This window comes from Flavobacterium suaedae, assembly GCF_014642915.1.
In the GTDB taxonomy this organism is placed as follows: domain Bacteria; phylum Bacteroidota; class Bacteroidia; order Flavobacteriales; family Flavobacteriaceae; genus Flavobacterium; species Flavobacterium suaedae.
The window spans coordinates 270,180-293,575 of record NZ_BMJE01000004.1 but is presented as its reverse complement, the minus strand read 5'-3'; the positions used below and the strand labels follow the sequence as shown (position 1 = coordinate 293,575).

Annotated in this window: 14 protein-coding genes and 1 tRNA gene; 10 read left to right on the top strand and 5 right to left on the bottom strand. The window is 34.7% G+C overall.

Annotated elements, in window-relative coordinates; all coding sequences use genetic code 11:
- The first annotated feature begins 781 nt into the window (after window positions 1-781).
- Window positions 782-4,675, top strand: coding sequence for a RemA C-terminal-like gliding motility protein (locus IEW45_RS09630; protein ID WP_188621035.1), 3,894 nt, complete (start codon window positions 782-784; stop codon window positions 4,673-4,675).
- 807 nt (window positions 4,676-5,482) lie between these two features.
- Here the strand turns inward: IEW45_RS09630 and IEW45_RS09625 are convergent.
- Window positions 5,483-6,109, bottom strand: coding sequence for a chloramphenicol acetyltransferase (locus IEW45_RS09625; protein WP_188621034.1), 627 nt, complete (start codon window positions 6,107-6,109; stop codon window positions 5,483-5,485).
- An 85-nt stretch (window positions 6,110-6,194) separates the two neighbouring features.
- A complete protein-coding gene (gene metG, locus IEW45_RS09620; RefSeq protein ID WP_188621033.1) occupies window positions 6,195-8,330 on the bottom strand; it encodes a methionine--tRNA ligase in 2,136 nt (711 codons plus the stop codon).
- 140 nt (window positions 8,331-8,470) lie between these two features.
- Here metG and IEW45_RS09615 point away from each other — a divergent pair, with 140 nt between their 5' ends.
- The 4 genes from IEW45_RS09615 to IEW45_RS09600 all read left to right on the top strand — a co-directional run bounded on the left by IEW45_RS09615 (window position 8,471) and on the right by IEW45_RS09600 (window position 11,852).
- Window positions 8,471-9,367 carry a S66 peptidase family protein gene (locus tag IEW45_RS09615; protein ID WP_188621032.1) on the top strand — a complete coding sequence of 299 codons (897 nt, stop codon included), beginning with the start codon at window positions 8,471-8,473 and terminating at the stop codon, window positions 9,365-9,367.
- Window positions 9,367-9,726 (top strand): YraN family protein, encoded by a 360-nt coding sequence (locus tag IEW45_RS09610; RefSeq protein WP_188621031.1) that lies wholly within the window; start codon window positions 9,367-9,369, stop codon window positions 9,724-9,726. Before IEW45_RS09615 ends, IEW45_RS09610 begins: the two co-directional genes overlap by 1 nt.
- A 276-nt stretch (window positions 9,727-10,002) precedes the next feature.
- Window positions 10,003-10,662: an aspartate kinase gene (locus IEW45_RS09605; protein ID WP_188621030.1), complete on the top strand. Its 660-nt coding sequence runs from the start codon at window positions 10,003-10,005 to the stop codon at window positions 10,660-10,662.
- Between the two features lie 71 nt (window positions 10,663-10,733).
- Entirely contained in the window at window positions 10,734-11,852 is a 1,119-nt protein-coding gene (locus IEW45_RS09600) for an MBL fold metallo-hydrolase (RefSeq protein WP_229665929.1), read from the top strand.
- Here the strand turns inward: IEW45_RS09600 and IEW45_RS09595 are convergent.
- The 3 genes from IEW45_RS09595 to IEW45_RS09585 all read right to left on the bottom strand — a co-directional run bounded on the left by IEW45_RS09595 (window position 11,849) and on the right by IEW45_RS09585 (window position 16,597).
- Window positions 11,849-12,400: a hypothetical protein gene (locus IEW45_RS09595; protein ID WP_188621029.1), complete on the bottom strand. Its 552-nt coding sequence runs from the start codon at window positions 12,398-12,400 to the stop codon at window positions 11,849-11,851. The two genes, IEW45_RS09600 and IEW45_RS09595, sit on opposite strands and share 4 nt — an antisense overlap.
- Window positions 12,401-12,536: 136 nt before the next feature.
- The gene (mfd, locus tag IEW45_RS09590) at window positions 12,537-15,896 is read right to left on the bottom strand and encodes a transcription-repair coupling factor (protein WP_188621028.1); all 3,360 of its coding nucleotides are present in this window, start codon (window positions 15,894-15,896) and stop codon (window positions 12,537-12,539) included.
- On the bottom strand, window positions 15,893-16,597 hold the full coding sequence (locus tag IEW45_RS09585; RefSeq protein ID WP_188621027.1) for a hypothetical protein: 705 nt from the start codon (window positions 16,595-16,597) through the stop codon (window positions 15,893-15,895). The genes mfd and IEW45_RS09585 overlap by 4 nt, the downstream gene beginning before the upstream one ends.
- Window positions 16,598-16,831: 234 nt before the next feature.
- Between IEW45_RS09585 and IEW45_RS09580 the strand changes: the two genes are divergently transcribed.
- The 5 genes from IEW45_RS09580 to IEW45_RS09560 all read left to right on the top strand — a co-directional run bounded on the left by IEW45_RS09580 (window position 16,832) and on the right by IEW45_RS09560 (window position 23,396).
- Complete coding sequence (locus IEW45_RS09580) at window positions 16,832-17,776, top strand: NAD-dependent epimerase/dehydratase family protein (protein ID WP_188621026.1); 945 nt, start codon at window positions 16,832-16,834, stop codon at window positions 17,774-17,776.
- Window positions 17,777-17,858: 82 nt separating this feature from the next.
- Window positions 17,859-17,930, top strand: a tRNA-Arg gene (locus IEW45_RS09575).
- A 219-nt stretch (window positions 17,931-18,149) separates the two neighbouring features.
- Window positions 18,150-18,803 (top strand): SDR family oxidoreductase, encoded by a 654-nt coding sequence (locus IEW45_RS09570; protein ID WP_188621025.1) that lies wholly within the window; start codon window positions 18,150-18,152, stop codon window positions 18,801-18,803.
- A gap of 110 nt (window positions 18,804-18,913) precedes the next feature.
- Entirely contained in the window at window positions 18,914-19,726 is an 813-nt protein-coding gene (locus IEW45_RS09565; RefSeq protein ID WP_188621024.1) for a class I SAM-dependent methyltransferase, read from the top strand.
- A gap of 649 nt (window positions 19,727-20,375) precedes the next feature.
- Window positions 20,376-23,396, top strand: coding sequence for a sensor histidine kinase (locus tag IEW45_RS09560; RefSeq protein WP_188621023.1), 3,021 nt, complete (start codon window positions 20,376-20,378; stop codon window positions 23,394-23,396).

Genomic DNA, 23,396 nt, shown 5'->3' with positions numbered 1-23,396 from the left:
AAAGTTGTAAGATTAGTTTTGTTTATTTTCCCATTCGTCGAGGGACAACTACCATACAACGGGACACTATCCTACACAAACGAAAATAGTAAGTACAAACTGCTTTTAAGTAGTAATTTTGATTATAGAATTAAGGCTATAAATTTATTTAAGGCTAAAAGCTAAAAACATAAAAAGTTCTTGGAAAAGCTCAGTCTTAATTTTTAAAAAGAATAAAAAAGCAAAAAAAAGTGCATTTCAACGATAAAAAATGCATTTAATATTTAAATAACTGGTTTACAGTTTAAAAAAATAACATTTTATAGTTCTGTCTATACTTTATCTATATGATTTTTAAACAATTTTTATATCAATTTGTTGTAAAATAAACATTAACAATATAATCACAAAAAAATACAACAAGTAAAACTGTAAGAAAAAGAATAAACAAAAAAATATAAAACACTAATATACAGCATGTTTAACAAAACAATAAAGAAAAACTATTACAATATAATTTAAGAGAATAAAAACATGAATTTTTGCACCTCTTCACAGCCTAAATTTGCCTTTGCAAACAAGTTAAAGGATTAAGACAAAAATCAACGATTATAAACACATTAACTATAAGTAACAATAATAGTTATTTTATGAATAAATATTCGCCAAAACATTAAAAAAGAGGATATAAATTTTAACATTTTTTTATTTTAACATTTAGAAAAATAGCAGTACATTTGCACCCGCAACCAAGAAACAGTTATGCCCCCCATAACTACCTAAATTTAAATTATTTACTAAGATGAAAAAGACATTATTTTTACTAATGCTATTGCCTTTTATTGGCTATTCTCAAACAAACCTTGTAAGCTGGAACACTACTTCAGCACCAACCCCAAATGTTAGCGAAATTACAGCTGACGCTATAAGCGTAAGCTCAGGAAATTCTTTAAGCAACGATAGTTGGTCAGGATATAGAATACAAGGTTCTCCTAACGGTTCTAAAGCACTAAACTACAACCTTTACACACAGTTTAGCGTTTCTGTAGCTGCAGGTAACACCCTTACTCCTTCTACTTTCAGTTTTACTTACAACTCGCCAAATGACAATAATGGCCCTAAAAAACTGCAAGTAAGATATTCTACTTCACCTTCTTTTCCTTCAAACGGAACTGAATTAGGAACAGTAAACAGTCTTTCACGAGGAAGCAACAGCTACGAATTAAGTTTTGATTTCCCTGCTGGTTATACAGTGAGTGAAAACACTACATTATATATAAGACTGTACACTTATAACCAAAACAATAAATGGTATAGTGACTTCAGATTAAGAAACACTACTTACAACGCTTCTGTAAATGGCCCTACCTTATCCGGTACTGTTACTTCATCTACTAATAATGGTGGAGACGGAGGTACTACAAACCCGGTAACAGGGGCTCTTAACGGAACCTACAATGTAGGTAACGGTGGTGATTTTGCTACAATAACTGAAGCTGTTAACTATTTAAATGACAATGGTGTATCAGGTCCTGTAACATTTTTACTTACTCAGGTATTATACAACAACAATTCGGGTGAAACATTCCCTATAGTAATCGAGGATTTTTCAGGAAGTTCAGCAGCAAACACTGTTACATTTAAGCCTAATACCGGTATTAATGCTAAAATAGAATCTTCAAACGTTAACGATTGGACAGGTGTATCTGCAGTATTTAAATTTCAAGGAGCAGATTACATTACATTTAACGGTAGTAATACAGAAGATAATACCAGAAATTTAATCATTACAAACAAAGACATTGTTAACTATGTAAGCCGCAGTGTATTTTGGTTAGCTTCAAATGGTTCAAACGGAAGCACCAATATAACTATCAAAAACTGTAAGATTAAGCAAGACAACAAAAACCAAGGAAGCAACTTCTGCACAGGTATATATACAGGTAGAGATCAGAATGACAATAACGGCGGTATAACAATTGCACAAGCAAACGCTGACAACTCTAACTTAACAGTACAAAACAATAACTTTATAAATGTTAAACAAGGTGTATATGTAAATGGTGGTAATGGTGGTAACCGCACTACTAATGTAGTTATAACTAAAAACGACTTAGGCGCTGAAACTAATACAGAAACTATTATACAGCCTGCATACCTTTTTAATGTTGACGGGTTTGAATATTCTGAAAACTACATACACAATTTATACAGAGATACCAATGCGGGTGACTTAAGATCTGCAGGTATACACGTAGCCGGAAATACAACTAACGGTTATATTATTAGAAATAAAATGCGTGACCTTACCAGAACAACAACAGATTCATACACTTTTGCTGGTATAACGCTTGAATCAACAAACAGTAATGCAAATATTCTTGTAGCAAACAACTTTATATTAAACGTTGCTGCACAAGGTAATACAACAGCTAACGAAAACGGTCATGGTATAAATGTAGCTGACGGTGGCGGATATAAAATATACAACAATACAATAGTATTAAATACTAACCAACAGAATAATGGCTATACAGCAGCACTTTATGTACACTCTGATGTTGATGGAGGTCTTGATGTAAGAAACAACATGTTCATCAACAACCAAACTACAGGTTTAAGAAGAACTGCAATACTTGTAAACAAGCCTTTAAGCCAAATAAACACTGTATTTACTCACTTAGACTATAATAACTTATACTCAACTGATAAAATAGGTTTTATATCTAACAGTGGTTCTATAGACTGGTCAGATAATCCTGACTACCAAACAACCCTTTCAGGATGGCAATCTGTTACAGGTAAAGACACAAACTCTATCAATGAACTACCTGTATTTGTTGGAGAAAAAGATCTTCACTTAGCAAGCGATGAAAATGAGGCGATAAACAACTTAGGTACTTTATTATCAGGTATAACAATTGATATAGACGGACAGGTTAGAAACATTGCTAACCCTGACATGGGTGCTGACGAATTCGGATCAATAGAATTACCGGAACCGGGATCAGGTGAAGGTATATACTGTGACAGTAGCGTTACATGGAATGGTACTGAGTGGCTTAACGGTGAACCAACAGCTGATACAGATGTAATATTTGCAGGAGATTATACTCAAAACAGTGGCGACCTTTATGCATGTTCTATATTCGTACTTGATGGTGTATCAGTAACTTTTGAAGCTAACTCTGATGCTTTTGTAACACATGCAGTAACAGTAGAAGAAAACGGTAACCTTACATTTGAAAGCAGCAGTAACTTAATACAGACTACTGAAGTACAAAATATTGGTATCGTAACTGTAAAAAGAAACAGCTCTAAACTTAAGCGTCTTGACTATACAGCATGGTCATCACCCGTAAGCGGTTCTCAAACATTACTTGAGTTCTCTCCGCTAACACTTACTAATCGTTTTTACATATACAACACGAACACAAACCTATATAACACAGTAGCCCCTGAAACAACAACATTTGAAAAGGCTAAAGGATATCTAATACGTGTACCTAACAACTTCTCTAGTGAAACCCCTACAGTTTATGAAGGTTCATTTGAAGGAACTCCAAACAACGGTACAGTAAGAATTCCTTTAACATATACTGGTGGTAATGATAGCCATAACTTAGTTGGTAACCCTTACCCTTCTCCAATAAACATTAACAGGTTTATTGATGAGAATATACAAAACATACAAGGTACACTATGGTTATGGAGAAAAACAAATGATCCTTCAAAATCATCATACTGTACTGTAAACAAAATGGGATATGTTGCAAACAGCGCTCCTGGAGGAAACAGCCAAGAAAATAATGGTAACGACCTTATAGAAGACCCGTTTGATATTACAGGAGAAGGTGTCCTTAACACAGGACAAGGTTTCATAGTAAGAGCTATTAATGACGAAGAGCTTGTATTTAAAAACAGCATGCGTGATGCAGTTAACTTTAGCAACTTCTTCCGTACCGAGGATACACAAGCACAACAAAATGTTCAGAACCAAACTAACCGTTACTGGTTAAATGTTGTAAATGCTGACGAAACAGCTACTCCTGTATTCTCTCAGGCTCTTATAGCACACTCTGCTTTAAGTACTAATGGATATGACAACGGATATGATGGAAAATCTCTTCTTGATGCTGATGTAAACCTGTACACAGTAATTGTAGATGAAGCTAATGAAGAAGACATGAAACTTGCTATACAAACAAGAAGTATATTTGATGTTAATGATACTGTTAAACTAGGATTCTCTACAGAAATAGCAGGTACTTTTGAAATTACAATAGACCACATGGACGGTTTATTTGCAGAAGGACAAGAAATATACCTGGTAGACAACCTTACAGATACAACGTATAACCTTCAGGAAGGTGATTATAGCTTTACATCAGAAACAGGAACTTTTGAAAACAGATTTGAAATAATCTATACAATAGAAGCTCTTGGTACAGATGTACCACAAATCACTAAAAATGAAGTTGTAGTATACCAGCAAGGTAAAACTGTAAACATTCAGTCTCCACAAACAATAGAGTCTGTAACAGTATACGACATGGTTGGTAAAACTTTATATACTAACAACAAAGTTGATAACACTGAGTTCTCTGCAACACTTAACACGCAGCAGCAAGTTGGTATAGTAGTAATAACACTGGACAATCAGCAGGTTGTTACTAAAAAGATAATGATGAACTAATACAGGTTATCATTACAAAACAATAAACAATCAGTAAATAATTTATTTTAAAATATAAAAGCTCCGTTACCAAACAGTAGCGGGGCTTTTAAAAAGAAAAAAGCTAATGCTTTTTTAATAATGTCAAGAAATTTATAATGAGTTTCATTATAAGGTTTTAGTAATTTTTTAGTTGGATGTAAGAAAATCCCCCGCTACTTTTAGTAGGGGATTTTTTTATTATCCTGCTCTTTTCTCTTTGCTTAAGACACCTTAAAATATAAAAAAACGTCTTTTAATAAACCAGTGTGTTAAATTTTTCAAAATAAAAAAAGCTAAACTCAATTCAAAAAACACAAAAAACTGAACAACAATACATTAAATAATAAAAGAAGGTTAAGCTAAGTAAAACCAAACTTTAAAAAATATCGCATTTTTTTAAAAATAAGTATATGATATTCCAAAAAGTAGTTATATATTTGCTTCGGAAGAAGTTAATATTGAGCAACGTTTAAAAAACTGCTTGCTACACACAACGTTTACGAAATAAAATTAAGCTTTAGCAACAAAATAAGTATTGTAATACACTCTACTCTTATATGCGAACAGAAAAGCTAATTTATTTTGAAATTTTTAAAAAAAGAATTCTCGAGTACCGTATATATAAAGTACAACAGGTAATTACTAAAATAAGATAGTAATTCTTATGCAGTAATTTCAACAGTAATTATGGTGGATTAGTCTATCGTAATTGTTTAGTAATTTTTTAGTTGGATGGATCCCCGGCAGTAATGCCGGGGTTCTTGCATTATATAGGTTCCTGTTTTATTACTCATTAAGCTTTTGCTGTAGTAAATCAAAGAATAAACCCACATGGTAGCCATCCATTAACCCATGGTGTACGTGTACCGAAACAGGCATTATTTTACATCCATTCTCTTCTATTACCTTACCTACCGATATTTTAGGACAACTATCCGGAAAAGTATAACTGCGCGCATGAGATAGCGATGTAAAGTGTACCCATGGCACTGCTGAAAAATGAATAAGGTTATCAATATCAAAACTTCTGGTAAAAAGCCCTGTAGTATTGCGCACTCTTTCCATTTCGGCTTTAGCACCTTCTGTAAACTCGGTAAAGCCTTCCTTATACTCTATTAAAGAAAAACCGAATGTATTATCTTCTCTGGTTAATGTAGCTGAAATATCTACCCTATCGTAAACAATTATATCATCATTTTTAATGCGGTAACGAAACTCTTCTATACTATTTACAACAGCTGCTATTTTATGTACATAATATAAAAAGAATGAACCGTTATTAGTTTTTGATGCAGCATAAGCTTTTGTAACATCTACATTTACTGTCATCCCGAAAAACGGCTCTTCAAACTTGCTGAAAAACTCAAAATGTTCTTTTCTTGACCAATTATTTATGTCTAGCTTTTTATACATAATTTTCATGTATGTTTTAAACAAAACAATCACACTAAAACTATAGTGTGATTGTTTCTAAAAATATATTTTATTAAGATTTAGCTTAGCTAATTACCTCACCATTACCCACACCATCAGTATCAGGATTCACAAAAACAAGTTTCCCTGTTTTATCCTCCGTCATTAATATCATACCTTGGCTTTCTATACCTCTTAGCTTTCTAGGCGCCAAGTTTACCAATACGGTAACTTGTTTACCAATCACATCTTCCGGTTTAAAGCTCTGTGCAATTCCACTCACTATAGTACGCACATCAATACCCGTATCAACTTTAAGTACTAATAACTTATTAGCCTTTGGCATTTTCTCTGCCTCTATAATAGTACCCGTACGAATGTCCAGCTTCGTGAAGTCATCAAAAGTAACAAGTTCTTTTTGAGGTTCTACTGCTTTATTTTCAGCTTCATTAGCTGTTTTTGTAGCTTCCAGCTTATCTATTTGTTGTTGAATAGCCTCATCCTCTATTTTAGTAAATAAAAGCTCAGCAGCCCCTATATGGTGTCCCGGAGATAATAAATCGGTTCTCTTGGTTACATCATCCCAACCTAAGTTTTGCGGAGATACACGAGCGTCATTATAACTCAGTGTTTCATCTACAATACCCATATCAATTAAAGAATCAGGTCTTGTATCCAGTTTTAGTATTCCTTTCAGCTTATTAGCTGTAAATGGCAGGAATGGTTCACTTAGTATTGCAAGAGCAGCCGCAATTTGCAATGCTACATACATTTGTGTTTGTACTCTTTCCGGGTTTTCCTTTACAACCTTCCAAGGCTCTTCATCTGCTAAATATTTATTACCTAATCGCGCTAAGTTCATTAACTCGCCTAACGCTTCTCTAAAGCGGTAACGTTCTACGGAGCTACCGATAACAGCAGGATATGCCTGCATTTCTGCCAGTGTAGCATTATCAACTTCAGTGAATTCAGTTGGTTCCGGTATCACACCATCATAATACTTATTAGTAAGCACTACAACACGGTTTATAAAGTTACCGAATATAGCTACCAGCTCGTTATTATTACGTGCCTGGAAATCTTTCCATGTAAAGTCATTATCCTTCGTTTCAGGCGCATTTGATGTTAACACATAACGCAATACATCCTGCTTTTCAGGGAAATCTTCTAAATATTCATGCAACCATACTGCCCAATTTTTAGAAGTAGAAAGTTTATTACCCTCTAAATTTAAAAACTCATTAGCTGGTACGTTATCCGGTAATATATAAGAACCTTCTGCTTTTAGCATAGCAGGGAATATTACACAGTGGAAAACAATATTATCTTTACCAATAAAGTGTACTAATTTTGTATCATCACTCTTCCAATAAGGCTCCCAGTCTTTTTCTTCACGCGCTGCCCATTCTTTTGTAGATGAGATATAGCCAATAGGCGCATCAAACCAAACATAAAGCACTTTACCCTCAGCACCCTCTACAGGCACAGGAATACCCCAGTCCAAATCACGGGTTACCGCACGAGCTTTCAGCCCGTCGTCCAGCCATGATTTTACCTGGCCGTATACATTGGGTTTCCAGTCGTTTTTATGACCTTCCAGTACCCATTCTCTTAAAAAAGCATCGTACTGGTCTAATGGTAAAAACCAGTGCTTTGTGCTTTTTAATATTGGTGTTGTTCCCGTTATGGTCGATTTAGGGTTTATTAAATCCGTAGCGTTAAGCGATGTTCCGCATTTTTCGCATTGGTCGCCATAAGCTTCTTCATTACCGCACTTCGGGCAGGTACCAATTACAAAACGGTCTGCTAAAAACTGCTCCGCTTTTTCATCGTAAAGCTGCTCGGTTACTTCCTCTGTAAACTTGCCATCATCATATAGCTTTTTAAAGAATTCTGATGCTGTTTCATGGTGTACTTTTGAAGAAGTACGCGAATAGTTATCAAACGAAATTCCAAAATCTTCAAACGATTTTTTAATGATACCGTTATACTTATCTATTACTTCCTGTGGTGTAATGCCTTCTTTTTTAGCTTTCATAGAAATAGCCACACCATGCTCATCGCTACCACATATAAATGCCACATCCTTTTGTTGTAACCTAAGGTAACGCGAATAAATATCTGCCGGCACATATACCCCTGCCAAATGCCCTATGTGTATAGGACCATTAGTATATGGTAATGCTGCCGTAATAGTATATCGTTTTGGATCTTGTATCATCAGAAAAAATTGAAATTTAAAAGCAAATGTACAACATAGTTGTAAAGTCGTAAAGTTGAAAGTTAGAAAGTTTGCGGTTTCATTACTATACAACAGCATTTAGCCGGTTTTTCGCTAAGTTTGTTGTACAAATAAGCAAAATGAAAATACCTCCATACCTACAAAAAGGCGATACTGTAGCCATAGTTGCCACAGCCAGAAAAACTACAGAAGATGAACTACAGGAAGCAGTCAGCTTATTGGAAAGCTGGGGGATTACTGTAATTATTGGCAACAGTATAGGTTTAGAGAACAATCAACTGGCAGGTAGTGATGAGGAACGTGCAGCAGATTTTGAGGCAATGACTAAAAATCCTGACGTAAAAGCTATTTGGTGTGCTCGCGGTGGCTACGGAACAGTGCGCATGGTTGATTTAGTTGATTTTTCAGCATTAAAGAAAAACCCTAAATGGGTAATTGGCTATAGCGATGTTACAGTATTACACAGCCATATTAACAACATGAATGCAGCTACTATACACAGCGTAATGGCTACAGGTGTAACAACTGCAACTGACGACACTAAAGAAACACTGCGCAAAGCGTTATTTGGAGAAACGCTACAATATACATTACCACCTCATACTTTTAATAAATATGGAAAAGCGAATGGACAACTTACCGGCGGAAACCTTTCTGTACTGTACAGCATTATAGGTTCGCGCTCTGAAATGGATTGCGAGGATAAAATATTATTTATAGAAGACCTTGATGAATACCTGTACCATATAGACCGTATGATGATGAACCTGAAACGCAATCATTATTTTGAGAAAATAAAAGGGTTAATCATTGGTGGTATGAATGATATGAATGATAATAAAACCCCTTGGGGACATACTGCTCTGGAAATTATAAAAGATATAACCAACGAATATAATATACCTATATGCTTTAACTTCCCGGCAGGACATACGCCTACCAATTGCGCTTTAGTATTGGGTAAGCAAATCACCCTTACAGTAAACGAAAACGGAACTCAAGTAACATTTAACTAATGGCAGAGCATAACGAACTGGGTAGACAGGGAGAACAATTTGCTGTTGACTATTTACAAAAACAAGGCTATAAAATACTGGAAACCAACTGGACTTTCCAGAAGGCGGAAATTGATATAATTGCCAAAAAAGAAAATACACTTGCCGTTATAGAAGTAAAAACACGCTCCTCAACAGCCTTTGGTTTACCACAGGATTTTGTAAAACCGAAAAAGATAAAATTACTGGTAAAAGCAATAGACGAATACATTACAAAAAATGATTTGGATGTAGATATAAGGTTTGATATTGTAGCCCTGCAAAAGCAGAACAATACTTTTAAAATTGAGCACCTGAAAGATGCTTTTTTTCACTTTTAGGCATTTTACCTCATAAATATCTCAATACAAAGACTTTACACCAAAAATAAAAACAATATTATTTTTAAAAAAATTAACAATAATATTGTAATTAGTTATAAAAAAATAAACATATATTAATTATTTTTAAAAATTTAGCCTAAATATTGATAATTTAATTTTATAAAACTTTTAAAATTGATTTTATTATTTTTAGATTGTTAAATATTTAACAGAATGTTTTAATTTGTATATTTGTTTATACTATTATCTACAACACAACTAACTCTCTAATTTATGAAAACAATTTCTTCTGTAGTGGAACACTACATTAAGACAAAACCATTCCTGCTTAGTGCGCTTTCGCAAGGTATTATTAACCTCACATCACTTGCAAGACACATGATGCCGGAACTGGAACAAGAATTGGGAAAAGACATTAAACAAGGCGCTGTAGTAATGTCGTTAAAACGACTTTCCGAAGACCTTGATTTCCGTATCAATCACAAAATAATAAAGGTTTTAAAAGGTATTGGCGAAATAACGGTTCGCTCTTCCCTTACTGATTATACTTTTGCTGTTTCGGACACGCTACTAAACAAACATGCCGAACTTATTTCCAGTATTACAGCTAACCCTGAAGTATTTTATACCTCATCGCGCGGAGTAAATGAAACCAATATTGTAGTAAGCTCATCGGTAAACCCAATGGTAGACCGCCTGTTTGCAGATGAAAAAATGATAGAAAAAACGGAGAACCTTGCTTCTATAACAGTAAAACTACCAAAAGACAATATTTCATCTCCGGGTATATATTATTACATATTCCAAAGACTGGCTTGGGAGGGTATTATTATAAACGAAGTAATTTCAACATCATACGAGTTTACTATACTAGTAAGTGAAGATGTAGTAGACCTAGCGTTTAAAGTAATTAAAGACCTTAAAAACTTATAGCATATAGATAAAAAACTATTTTTTACACCCTTCCAACATCAGGAAGGGTTTTTAATTACCAAAAATACTATATGAGAAAGTTTATTAAACGAATATTTATGACCATACTTATTATAATAGCTGTACTTGCCATAGGGACAGTTATATTTATACAACAACCAAAATTTGGTAAGCAACCAAGCGGAGAGCGGCTGGAAAGAATAAAACAATCGCCTAATTATAAAGACGGAAAATTTCAGAACCTGAGCAACACCCCTGATTTAGCAGAAGGAACGAGCTACTATACGGTTATGAAAGATTTCTTTTTTGGTAAAGACAAACGCAATACTCCACAAGACAGCATACCAACTAAAAAAGAGGATTTACACAACCTCTCTCCCGATGAAAATATAATAGTATGGTTCGGGCACTCATCCTACTTTATTCAGGTTGATGGTAAAACTATATTGGTAGATCCTGTATTTAGTGGCAGCGCATCTCCCGTTAGTTTTACTACTAAGGCATTTAAAGGTAGTGATGCGTATACCGTTGATGATTTACCCAAAATAGATTTCCTTTTTATAAGCCATGACCATTGGGATCATTTGGATTATAAAACCATATTGGCGCTGCAACCAAAAGTAAAAAAAGTAATTACCGGGCTGGGCACTGCCGAACATTTGGAATATTGGGGTTATGACACCGCCACTATTGAAGAAAAAGATTGGTATGATGAAGTAAACTTAAACGATGATTTTACCGTAACACTTACTCCGGCAAGGCATTTTTCAGGTAGAGGATTTAGCAGGAATAAAGCATTATGGACATCGTTTGTGTTACAAACCCCTACGATGAAGTTATTTTTAGGAGGAGACTCGGGGTATGATTATTTCTTTAAGGAAATAGGTGATACATATGGCCCTTTTGATTTAGCTATACTGGAATGTGGTCAGTATAACGAATACTGGAAATACATACACATGATGCCGCAACAAGTAGTAAAAGCGGCTACCGAGCTAAAAACCAAAAAGCTGATGCCGGTACACTGGGGAAAATTTTCACTGGCATTGCATGCTTGGGGTGAACCTATAAAAGAAATTACACAAGAAGCCAAAAAGCAAAACATGCCTTTGCTTACCCCAATGATAGGCGAAAAAACCAACCTTAACAACAACGAACCACAAAAAGAGTGGTGGAAAGAGGTGAATTAATTATTTGCTATTAATCTTTTATAATCAGTACCATAATATTCTTCAAAATGAGATATACTGGTATAAAAATTCAAACCTGCCATTCCTGTTCCATGTGGTGCAACCATGGTTTCTGTTATTATGTATCCGTTTTCAAGCTCTAGAAAACCTCTTGATTCAAAATCTACAAACATTATGAAATTTACAATTTTTTGATTTCGAAGATATTTAACCTTATTCTCAATATATTTCGTTTTAGTAATTTTAAATTTATTATTACTTCGAAGATTTAAACCTAAAAAATTTTGCAATTGTTTTATAAAGGAGGAGTTTCTATTGTTAGGAGCTATATGCACTATTGGAATATCACTCAAGTCTTCAAATAAACTTTCAGCCTTTATATTTAAATCACACTGAAGGTCTTCATCATCCATGCCCCAAGGTATTCGGATAATATCTCTATGATTTAATTCTATAAAAACTGATGCTGTATCAAGTCCGCCGAACTCTAGTTCAGACCAAACAAAAATATTTGTAATGATATTACCAATAAGATCTTTTGTGTTCATTCTAATTATAAAAATTAAGCATGTACCCTATAAATATAAGCAACCTTTTTTCGGTATTATCTCATAGAGTTAAGAAGTATCATTCATTATCAGCAAAATATGTGATAATTTCAACCTATTACTATAAACCAACACTCTACTCAAAAACCATTTCAAGTAAGTGTAATGCTTTAGGTAAGGTTTTTACATTCTCAAATGTTAGCAGTAAGCGTAATCCGCTTTTGGTTTGCTTTTCCTTCATACGGGTAAGCGCTGGGTTCTTTTGTACAAATTGCAATACCTTTTGGAATGTTCCTGACTGGTAATACCTGGATTGCTGGTCGCTTACAAAATAGCCAATCATTTTGTTTTGCTTTAGTACCAGTTTCTCTATACCCATTTTGGTTGCCAGCCATTTTATTTTAATACTGGTAAGTAGGGCCTGTGCGGGTTGTGGTATCGGCCCGAAACGATCAATTAACTTTTGCTCAAATTTAGCGAGCTCTTCCTCCGTTTTTATATTGCTAAGCTCATTATATAAATTCAGCCTTTCGGTTATGTTGTTTACATACTCATCCGGGAACAATATTTCAAAATCCGTATCAATCTGAATTTCTTTTACATATTCTTTTTCCTCCGGTTTTTCTTCGTCTTCATACAAGTCCTTAAACTCGTTTTCTTTCAGTTCCTCTATGGCTTCATTCATAATCTTTTGGTAGGTTTCAAAACCTATCTCATTAATAAAGCCACTTTGCTCTCCACCCAGTAAGTCTCCCGCACCACGAATTTCAAGATCTTTCATTGCAATATTAAACCCGCTGCCAAGTTCGCTAAACTGCTCCAATGCCTGTATACGCTTGCGGGCATCTTCGGTCATGGCGCTATACGGTGGTGTAATAAAGTAACAGAATGCTTTTTTGTTACTACGCCCCACACGCCCACGCATTTGGTGCAGGTCGCTCAACCCGAAGTTATTAGCGTTATTTATAAATATAGTGTTGGCATTAGGCACATCAAGACCACTTTCTATAATGGTTGTTGCTACCAAAACATCAAACTCGCCATCCATAAAGGCTAGCATTAGTTCTTCCAGTTTTTTACCTTCCATTTGCCCGTGGCCTACTCCTATTTTAGCGCCGGGTACCAGCCTTTGGAGCATACCCGCTACCTCTTTTATATTTTCTATGCGATTGTTAATAAAGAATACCTGCCCCCCTCTTTGTATCTCATAGGAAATCGCATCCCGGATAATTTCCTCATTAAACCCAATTACCTGTGTTTCTATAGGATAACGGTTTGGCGGTGGTGTGGTTATTACCGAAAGGTCTCTCGCTGCCATTAGCGAGAATTGTAGTGTTCTTGGTATTGGTGTTGCCGTAAGGGTAAGCGTATCTACGTTTGCAGCTATAGTTTTTAGCTTGTCTTTTACATTTACCCCAAACTTTTGTTCTTCATCTACTATAAGTAAGCCGAGGTCTTTAAACTTTACGTTTTTATTGGTTAGCTGGTGCGTACCGATAATAATATCCAGTTTCCCTTCGGCGAGTTCTTTTAATGTTTCTGACTTTTGTTTAGCCGTACGGAATCGGTTTATGTAACCAATAGTTACAGGCATATCTTTTAAACGCTCGCTAAATGTTTTGTAATGCTGAAACGCCAGTATAGTGGTAGGCACCAGTATAGCCACCTGTTTACCGTTATCCACTGCTTTAAAAGCAGCACGTATAGCTACTTCCGTTTTACCGAAACCAACATCACCACATACCAGCCTGTCCATTGGGCGTTCGTTCTCCATATCGGCTTTTACATCGCGGGTTGCGGTAACCTGGTCAGGCGTATCTTCATAAATAAATGAAGATTCGAGTTCTGCCTGCATGTAACTGTCAGGCGCATATTGAAAACCTTTTTCGAGCCTGCGCTTAGCATAAAGTTGAATAAGGTTAAAGGCGATATGCTTAACCCTTGCTTTGGTTTTATTTTTAAGGGTTTTCCAAGCATTACTACCCAGCTTATATATTTTTGGCGGAGCGCCATCTTTACCATTGTATTTTGATATTTTGTGCAGCGAGTGTATACTTACATACACAATATCATTATCGGCATATACCAGTTTAATGGCTTCTTGCTTTTTGCCTTCTACTTCTATTTTTTGAAGTCCGCCAAACTTACCTATACCATGGTCTATATGGGTTACATAATCCCCAACCGATAATGAGTTTAACTCTTTAAGCGTAATCGTCTGCTTTTTAGAGTACCCATTTTTAATACTGAAACGATGGTAACGCTCAAATATCTGGTGGTCGGTATAACAGGCTATTTGCTGTTCATCATCAACAAAACCTTGATATATAGGATAAACTATTGTCTTGTAGTTTTTGCGTATGTCCTGCTGATTTTTCTCGTCCAGACTTTCAAAAATATCGTGGAACCGTTTTGCCTGCGACTCGTTAGAGCAGAAAATATAGTTTTTATAGCCGTTTGCATGGTTTTGGTTCAGGTTTTCCAGCAGCAAATCAAACTGTTTATTAAACGATGGCTGCGGCTGCATGTGAAATTCAAAAAAACTATCCGCTTTTAGTAACGGCTGCGAGGCTAGCTCTACTATTGTAAAATCGAGTGCTTTTTTTATAAACGATTCCCTGTTAAGAAACAGTTCCTGAGGAGAGGCATGTTTTATGTCTTCCGAAAGTTTACTAAAAGCCTCAACTGCTTTACCAAAAAGTAAATCAAGCTGGCTTAACAGTCCTTCGGTATTTTCAATAATAAGTACTGTTTTCCTGTTTATGTACTCTAAAAAGCTTTCACGCGTTTCTTGTAAAAACTTGTTTTCTACATTTGGGATAACCGTTATTTTTTTCTGCTTATCCAGCGAAAGTTGTGTTTCTACATCAAACGTACGAATGCTGTCTACCTCATTACCAAAAAACTCAATACGGTAAGGATTATCGTTACTAAAAGAGAATACATCAACAATACCCCCGCGTACCGAAAATTCTCCGGGTTCCGTAACGAAATCTACCCTCCTGAATTCATACTCAAACAGTACTTCATTAATAAAGTCGATAGAAATCTGGTCACTTACTGCTACTTTCAGCGTGTTTTTGTCTAACTCTTTTCGGGTAACTACCTTCTCGAATAATGCTTCAGGATACGATACTATTACCGCAGGCTTCTTCCTTGAATTTATTCGGTTTAAAACCTCTGCACGCAATAGTACATTAGCATTATCGGTTTCCTCTATTTGGTAGGGTCTGCGATATGAACCGGGGTAAAACAGTACATCCTGTTCTCCTATCAGTTTTTCAAGGTCGTTTAGGTAATAGGCTGCCTCTTCCTTATCTTTAAAAATAAGGAGAAAAGGCATTTCTGCCTTACGAAATATAGGGTTCAACACGAATGATAATGATGAACCTATAAGCCCTTTTATGTGTAATTTGCTTCCGCTTTGTTGTAATGCGTCAGCTATCTGACTAATTTTTGTTGATTCGAAGTATTTATCTAAAACTTGAGGTTTCAATTCTTATTTTTTGTTTTAGTAGGAGTTAAAGGAAACTTTTTAGGTTTTACTCCGGATGAAACACTATCATTGCCCGAAGGAGGGTTTATACCCTTGGGGTTTAACTGTTTTTGTTCCTGTACTTTATCAGGGCTTGCCATACGTACTGTATCTAATGCCTTCAGCATTTCTGCTTCGCCTTCTTCTATCGGTATTTCACTAATACGTATCATTTCATCCATTTGGTTTTGAATGGAAATAGTTTCCTCTCTTATTTCTTTTATAAGCGCTGTTACTTTATCGCACTGTATAACATCAAGATTTATATAGTTATAAAGTGATTTTACCTTGGTATCGAGCACCAATATTCTACTTTTTATTTGTTGCTTATTATAAAAAGGCGGTATAGTAGTCTTTAAATCGTTTACCTTATTAATAAGGTTTTCTGTTTTTTGCCTGTAAGCTGTTATAGTCCCTGTAGGTTTATGAAAAAGCTCGTAGGTAAACAATTCCCATTCATTCCAGTCTTTAATACTTTCCGCAACTTTTGCAGTCGGTTTTGGTACATTAAAATTCCAGTGTTCATCTACCACTTTTAAGATAGAATCGTTTTGTTGTTCCATTTTTTTAGTAGCTGCAATACGTTCTGTTTCATCATCCTGACATGATATCAAGGTGAAAAATACTATAGCTGCAAGGATATAAAACTTTATATGTTTCATACTAGGTTTTTAGAGATGCAAATTTACAAACATTAAACCAATGTGTTGTTTTTTAAAAAAATTAAAATATACCTACACTATCACAGAAAGCTATAATGATATATTTTTTAACAATATAGCATTAATAAGCATGTAAAAATAACAATGCCTTAAAAAATTATTGGTTATAACCACTTAATCAATAGATTTCATAATGGAAAATAGTATCTTTGCACGAAGAAAAAACATAACTACATGGGTACTACTTTAATTATTGGCGCCTGCGGTCAGATTGGCACAGAACTAACAAAGCAATTAAGAAACATTTACGGAAGTGATACAATTATAGCTTCGGATGTACGAAAAGGGAACGATGAGCTTATGGCTTCGGGACCTTTTGAAGAAATAAATGCTCTTGATTTTGATAGGTTAGAGTCATTAATCGAACAGTATAATGTAGAAGAAGTTTACTTGATGGCTGCATTGCTTTCGGCAACTGCCGAGAAAAACCCAGCCTTTGCATGGGAGCTGAATATGAATTCGCTTTTTCATGTTTTAAATATTGCTAAAGCAGGTAAAATAAAAAAGATTTTCTGGCCTTCCAGCATAGCTGTTTTTGGTCCTACCACACCTAAAGAAAATACTCCGCAATATACCATAATGGAACCTACTACCGTATATGGTATTTCTAAACAGGCAGGGGAAAGATGGTGTGAGTATTACCACAAGACTTATGGTGTAGATGTACGAAGCATTCGCTATCCGGGCTTAATAAGCTGGTCTACACAACCTGGTGGCGGTACTACAGATTACGCTGTTGATATTTATCATAAAGCGGTTAAAGGCGAAACGTACAACTGCTTCTTAAAAGAAGATACGCGCTTACCTATGATGTATATGGATGATGCAGTACGTGCTACTATTGAAATTATGCAGGCTCCTGCCGAAAACATAAAAATACGTTCATCCTACAACCTTTCAGCAATGGATTTTACTCCTAAAGAAATTGCTGCTACTATTAAAGAACATATTAATAACTTCACTATTACGTATGAGCCTGATTTCAGGCAAAAGATTGCTGATAGCTGGCCACAAAGCATAGATGATAATAGGGCAAGACAAGACTGGAACTGGAAGCACGAATTTAACCTTAAAGGAATGACTAATGATATGCTGGAACACCTTAGCGATATGGTGTAACAGTAATTATACATACTATATAAAATTGTAATTTTGGGCTGCATTTAAAAAATATTTAAATTTGCAGCCTAAATTATTTTACAGCCCTGTAGTTCAACGGATAGAATGGGAGTTTCCTAAACTTTTGATCCAAGTTCGATTCTTGGCAGGGCTACAAGAAAAACTGTAATAATTACAAAACCGGAAAAGTGAACGCTATATTATTTCACTTCTCCGGTTTTTTGTTTTCTGCTATCGCAACTTAAACAGTTTATAAAAAACTCCAAAATAGTGCTATTACTTTCTTAATAAAGCATTGTAAGCCTTAAACTTAACTACTGATTAACACATTAGCTGCCTATATTTTTATTCCTTGCAAATAAAAATAAATAACATGAAAACACTTATTATAGGAGCACACGGAAAAATAGGACAAATGGTTTCCGAAAAAATGAGCCAATCAAACAATTTTGAACCTACAGCGTTTATAAGAAAAGAAGAGCAAAAGTCAGTTTTTGAAAAAATAAATGTTCCTACCGTAGTAGAAAGTCTTGAAAACACAACCGAAGAAATTGCTAAAAGCATTAAAGGGTTTGATGCAGTAGTTTTTACAGCAGGTTCGGGTGGCGAAACAGGACATGATAAAACTTTGGAAATAGACCTTGACGGCGCAGTAAAAGCTATGAATGCTGCAAAGCAAAATAATATTAAACGATTTGTTATTGTTAGTGCTGCTTTGACTGATGTTCCTGAAAAATGGGAGGAAACAGGAATAAAACCTTATTATGTTGCGAAACACTATGCAGATAATGAGCTTAAAAGAAGCGGTTTAGACTATACTATTATACGTCCTGTTATGTTAACAGATGATGAGGGAACAGGAAAAATTACAGCCAATAATACACCTGAAGGTTTAAATAAAGAGATAGCACGAGAGGATGTTGCTGAAACTATTATTGCTGCGCTGGATAATAACAGTACAATTGGTAAAATTATAGAAATAAGCCAAGGCAATACTAAAATAGAGGAAGCTGTAAAAAACATATAAGTTATAGTAAACTATTTACTATATACTTTGCAAAAGAGGCTGGCAGTTAACTGCCAGCCTCTTTTTATTATTTTAATAAAAATAATACATTTACTGCTTTACAATTATTTATGCAGCTCGATAAAAAAGTTATAGACTTCTACAATAAAAGTGATGAGGACTCCCGATTACAGTTGGGGCTAGGACCACTGGAGTTTGAACGTAATAAAGAACTCATTTCCCGATTTATTTCAAACAAGAGCAGCCATATTGCCGATGTAGGTGGAGGCACAGGGCACTATGCCTCATGGTTAAGTAATTTAGGGCATCAGGTAACATTAATAGACCCTGTAACTAAACATATAACTGCTGCTGAGAAAAAGGCTAGAAAATGTAAAAAACCATTTAAAGCTATAATAGGTGAAGCTGGTAAACTACCATTACAAGACAATAGTTTTGATGTAGTAATACTTCATGGTCCATTGTACCATTTACAAAAGGAAAGCGACCGTATACAGGCTTTAAAGGAAGCCTACAGGGTGTGCAAACCAAACGGAATTGTTGTAGGGTTTGCTATAAACTATACAGCCTCTACCCTTGCTGCTTTACAAAGCGGTATGCTGCATAACCCTGAGATATTCAGTATGTGCAGCGAAGAAATTTCTACAGGAATGCATAATCCGCCCGTAAAGTTTCCCGGCATGTTAGGCCCTGCTTATTTTCACCGTCCCGAAATACTTAAGCAGGAAGTTGAAGAATCAGGTTTTACGGTTAAAGGTATTTTTGCCGTAGAAGGTATGGGCTGGTTAGATAAAAACTTTTTTGAAAGCTGGTTTTCTCCTAAAAAGAAGCAGAACTTGCTTGAACTGATTCAAAAAACGGAATCAAATCCCGATATATTATCTTTAAGCCCGCACATGATGATTGCCGGGCAAAAAGAATAAAAAAGTCTGCTTAAAGCTAGTTTTCAGTATAATCTCATACTATTTCCGAACCCTTTTTATAGAGCTTACTTTAGATTCTACTGTATTACTCTGACTATATCCTGCCTTTATTACAGGTATTTTACAAGCTAGGGTATAGCTACTAAAATTAATCCATAAAAATGGTATTGCTAATTACCTTGGGGTTACTTTAAGAAGCCTGACCAGAACAATTAGCAATTTAAGCTCTCAGAGAGTATTACCCACTATAGCCACACAAAAACCAAAATTAAAAGAATAATAAAAAAGCTCCCTGCAAGACCATAAAAGCCCTTCTTTTCAGAAATATACCCCTGGGAGATATTATCCTTTGAAAAAGGTTTGTAAATAGTATAAAGTATATTTATAAGCCGTTTCATAGTATTATAATTATATAAAAATAAGAAAGATGCGCTCTTGGGATTGAGCACATCTTCTTGTCGCAACTTTTACTAAAAAGGCATTTTCGGGGGGACGAAAATCTATGATGCAAATATATATCTAACTATTACATATCGCTGTAAAGAATTTTTAATACCCTTGTAGAATTATTACTACAACACATTTTTAATATCTATATTTTGCATATTTTCGTTTCAAACATCTATAACAACCTTCCATAAAAACTATAATGAGGAGTTCTCAATATATTTTTATAGTATTCTTGTTATTTACAGTATTCTGTAAAGGGCAGGAGGCATACCACACCCAGTGGTACTCAGCTGACAATAATTACCTACCCCAAAACAGTGTTAAATCTATAACACCTGACAAGTATGGTTTTATTTGGCTTTCTACAGAAAGTGGTATTATACGGTTTGACGGTAAAAATTTTAAAATATTCAACAGTTCAAATATTAACAACCTCGTTTCAGACAGGATGTATGTGTTTGGAGGTTCTGTTAGTAATGATAGTATTACTATCCTAAACGGCTCTCATCAGTTTTTAGTTATACGCGAAAGAACTGTAAACATAGATACCCCAAGAGTCTCTCCACCTATTAAAGTTAATAAGGGGCAATTTAAATGGAATGTTGAATTCCGTTTAGGTTTACATTATGCACAAAAAGGTCATGTTTTCAGACTCGCTTCAGGTAACAATACTACTTACATTATTGGGAATGACTCTATTCGCCAATATGACCTTGAATATAATCTTAAAAGCAAGTATGCTTACATACCCCCCGCCGATAGTTTACAGTTTTTCGGTATATCAGGCAAACTATACTTAAAGGGAAAAAACAACAATTATATACATTTAACTAAAAACGGAAGCACTACTAATACTTTTAGAAATCTCCCCTTAAAAGACTATAAGGTCTACACTAATGAAACTTCCGAACAGGTATTTTTAGTTTCCGGTAAAAATCTATACATAGTTAAAGAAAAAGATAACCTGCTACATACTGAACTTATTTATACTGATTTTGACTCCACACACAATATCACTTCTATCTATTATAATGAAAATAATAAAAACCTATACTTAGGCAGTAGTAACAAAGGATTTCTTGTTGTAAAAAAAAGAGAGTTTATAACTACAGGTTCCCCTTTTAAAATGGAAAGAGGAGTCGACGGGGTTTATTATGGGCTTGTTGATTTTAAAGAAGGTAAAGTTTTGGCCTCAACAGGCAGCATTTTTAAAAATGGAAAATATATTGGCAGTATCCCCATTGGGGAGTATAACGACAAGTACTGTATAATTATAGATGATAATGAAGATATATGGGTAAAAAGTTTTATAAACCTATATCATTTCAAAAAAAAATCAGGATATAAAGATTACAACCACTGGAAGTTAGACAGCTATATCTCTACCCTTTCTAAAAGCTATGATGGAAAAATTTGGGTAGCCACAGTAAACTCTGTTAATGAGGAAAGGAACGGATCGCTGTATGTGATTAACACTAAGGAAAAAAATGTTAAACCTAAACTATATAAAAAGCTTAAAAATGGTGCTTCAGCTATTTATAGTGCAAATAACAAGGAGTTATGGGTAGGCTCACGCAATGGTTTAGTAAAAATGAATCTTAAAAATAATACTGTAGAGGAAATACCCGGTTTTGAAAATGCTCATATAAGGGATGTTATTTTTGATGATAATAATTATATATGGCTGGCTACCTACACAAAAGGATTGTTTTTATATAAAGATGGCAAGATTACTAATTTTCCTCTTGACAAAAACAAATACTTGCTATCCTCTCACTGTATTATTGAAGATAAAAACGGTTTTTTCTGGATATCTACAAACAGAGGGCTTTTCAGAGTAAAAAAGAAACAACTGGTTGAGTATGCCTCAGGAAAAAAGAATAGTATTTACTACTATTATTACAATAAAGACTCCGGTTTTAATACTAATGAGTTTAATGGTGGCTGTAAACCTTGCGGATTATATATAAATGATTTTATATACTTACCCTCCATGGACGGATTAGTATATTTTAATCCTGACGAGGTTCCTATTGAAAAACCGGATAATGAGATTTTTATTGATAATGTTGAAGTTGATGACAGCATTATAAAAGTAAACGCCCTGCAACTAAACCGTAAATTTGGGAGAGCTAAGTTTTTTGTTACCAGTCCCTTTTACGGAAATCATTATAATCAGGATATAGAAACTCAACTAACCGGACCTGTATCGCAAAACTGGGCATCTCTAACCAATAATTATGTAGCTTTTTCTACCCTGCCACCCGGCAATTATACACTTACAGCCCGAAAGCTGACAGGTTTTGAATCTAACTACATGTATAAAAGCATAAACTTTACTGTGGTGCCGGCTTTTTGGCAAACGCTATGGTTTAAAGTTTTAGTTGCCATAACAGGAAGTATTATTTTACTAATACTTTTTAAAATGAGATTACGCTATATACAATATCGTAATATAATGCTGGAAAGAAAAGTAACATTGCAAACTGCACAACTGCGTAACACTATAACTACCCTGCGAAAAACTAAAAACAATCTTTCTGCACAAAACGAAAGTCACAAAAAATTAATTAAAACCATAACACACGACATAAAGACACCACTAAAGTTTATGGCTATAACAGGACGTTATGTATACAACAATATGGATGGTAAAGATAGCGCCCTTAAAGAAGATGTAGAGTCTATATATACCTCATCTTCTCAACTATATGCTTTTGTTGATGAATTTTTAGAATATAGTAAGCAAATTGATAAAAATATAGCCAGCGTTCCGTTTTGCTTAAAAGAACTGGTTAACGAAAAAATTAACTTCTTCCAAACGCTCGCTTCTCATAAAGAAGTTGAACTTATAAATAACATAAGTAGTGATATTACTGTAAATGTTAACAGGCACTTACTATCTATAGTAATACACAACCTAATGGATAATGCGTTAAAAAACACCTACCACCACGATAAAATTATATTTAGTGCTGTTGAAAATAAGGCAGAAACCATTCTATCAATAAAAGACACCGGAAGGGGTATGAGTAAGGAGCAAACAGAACTTTATAATGAAATGATTGCAGAAACGTCTGACAGTAATAACAAAAACCAAACAATGCAAAGCGGTATGGGATTACAAATTATTGCTGAACTTTTAATTATAATGGATGCTAAAATGGTTATAAACTCTATAGAAGATGCAGGTACAGAAGTGAAGATAACATTAAAGTAA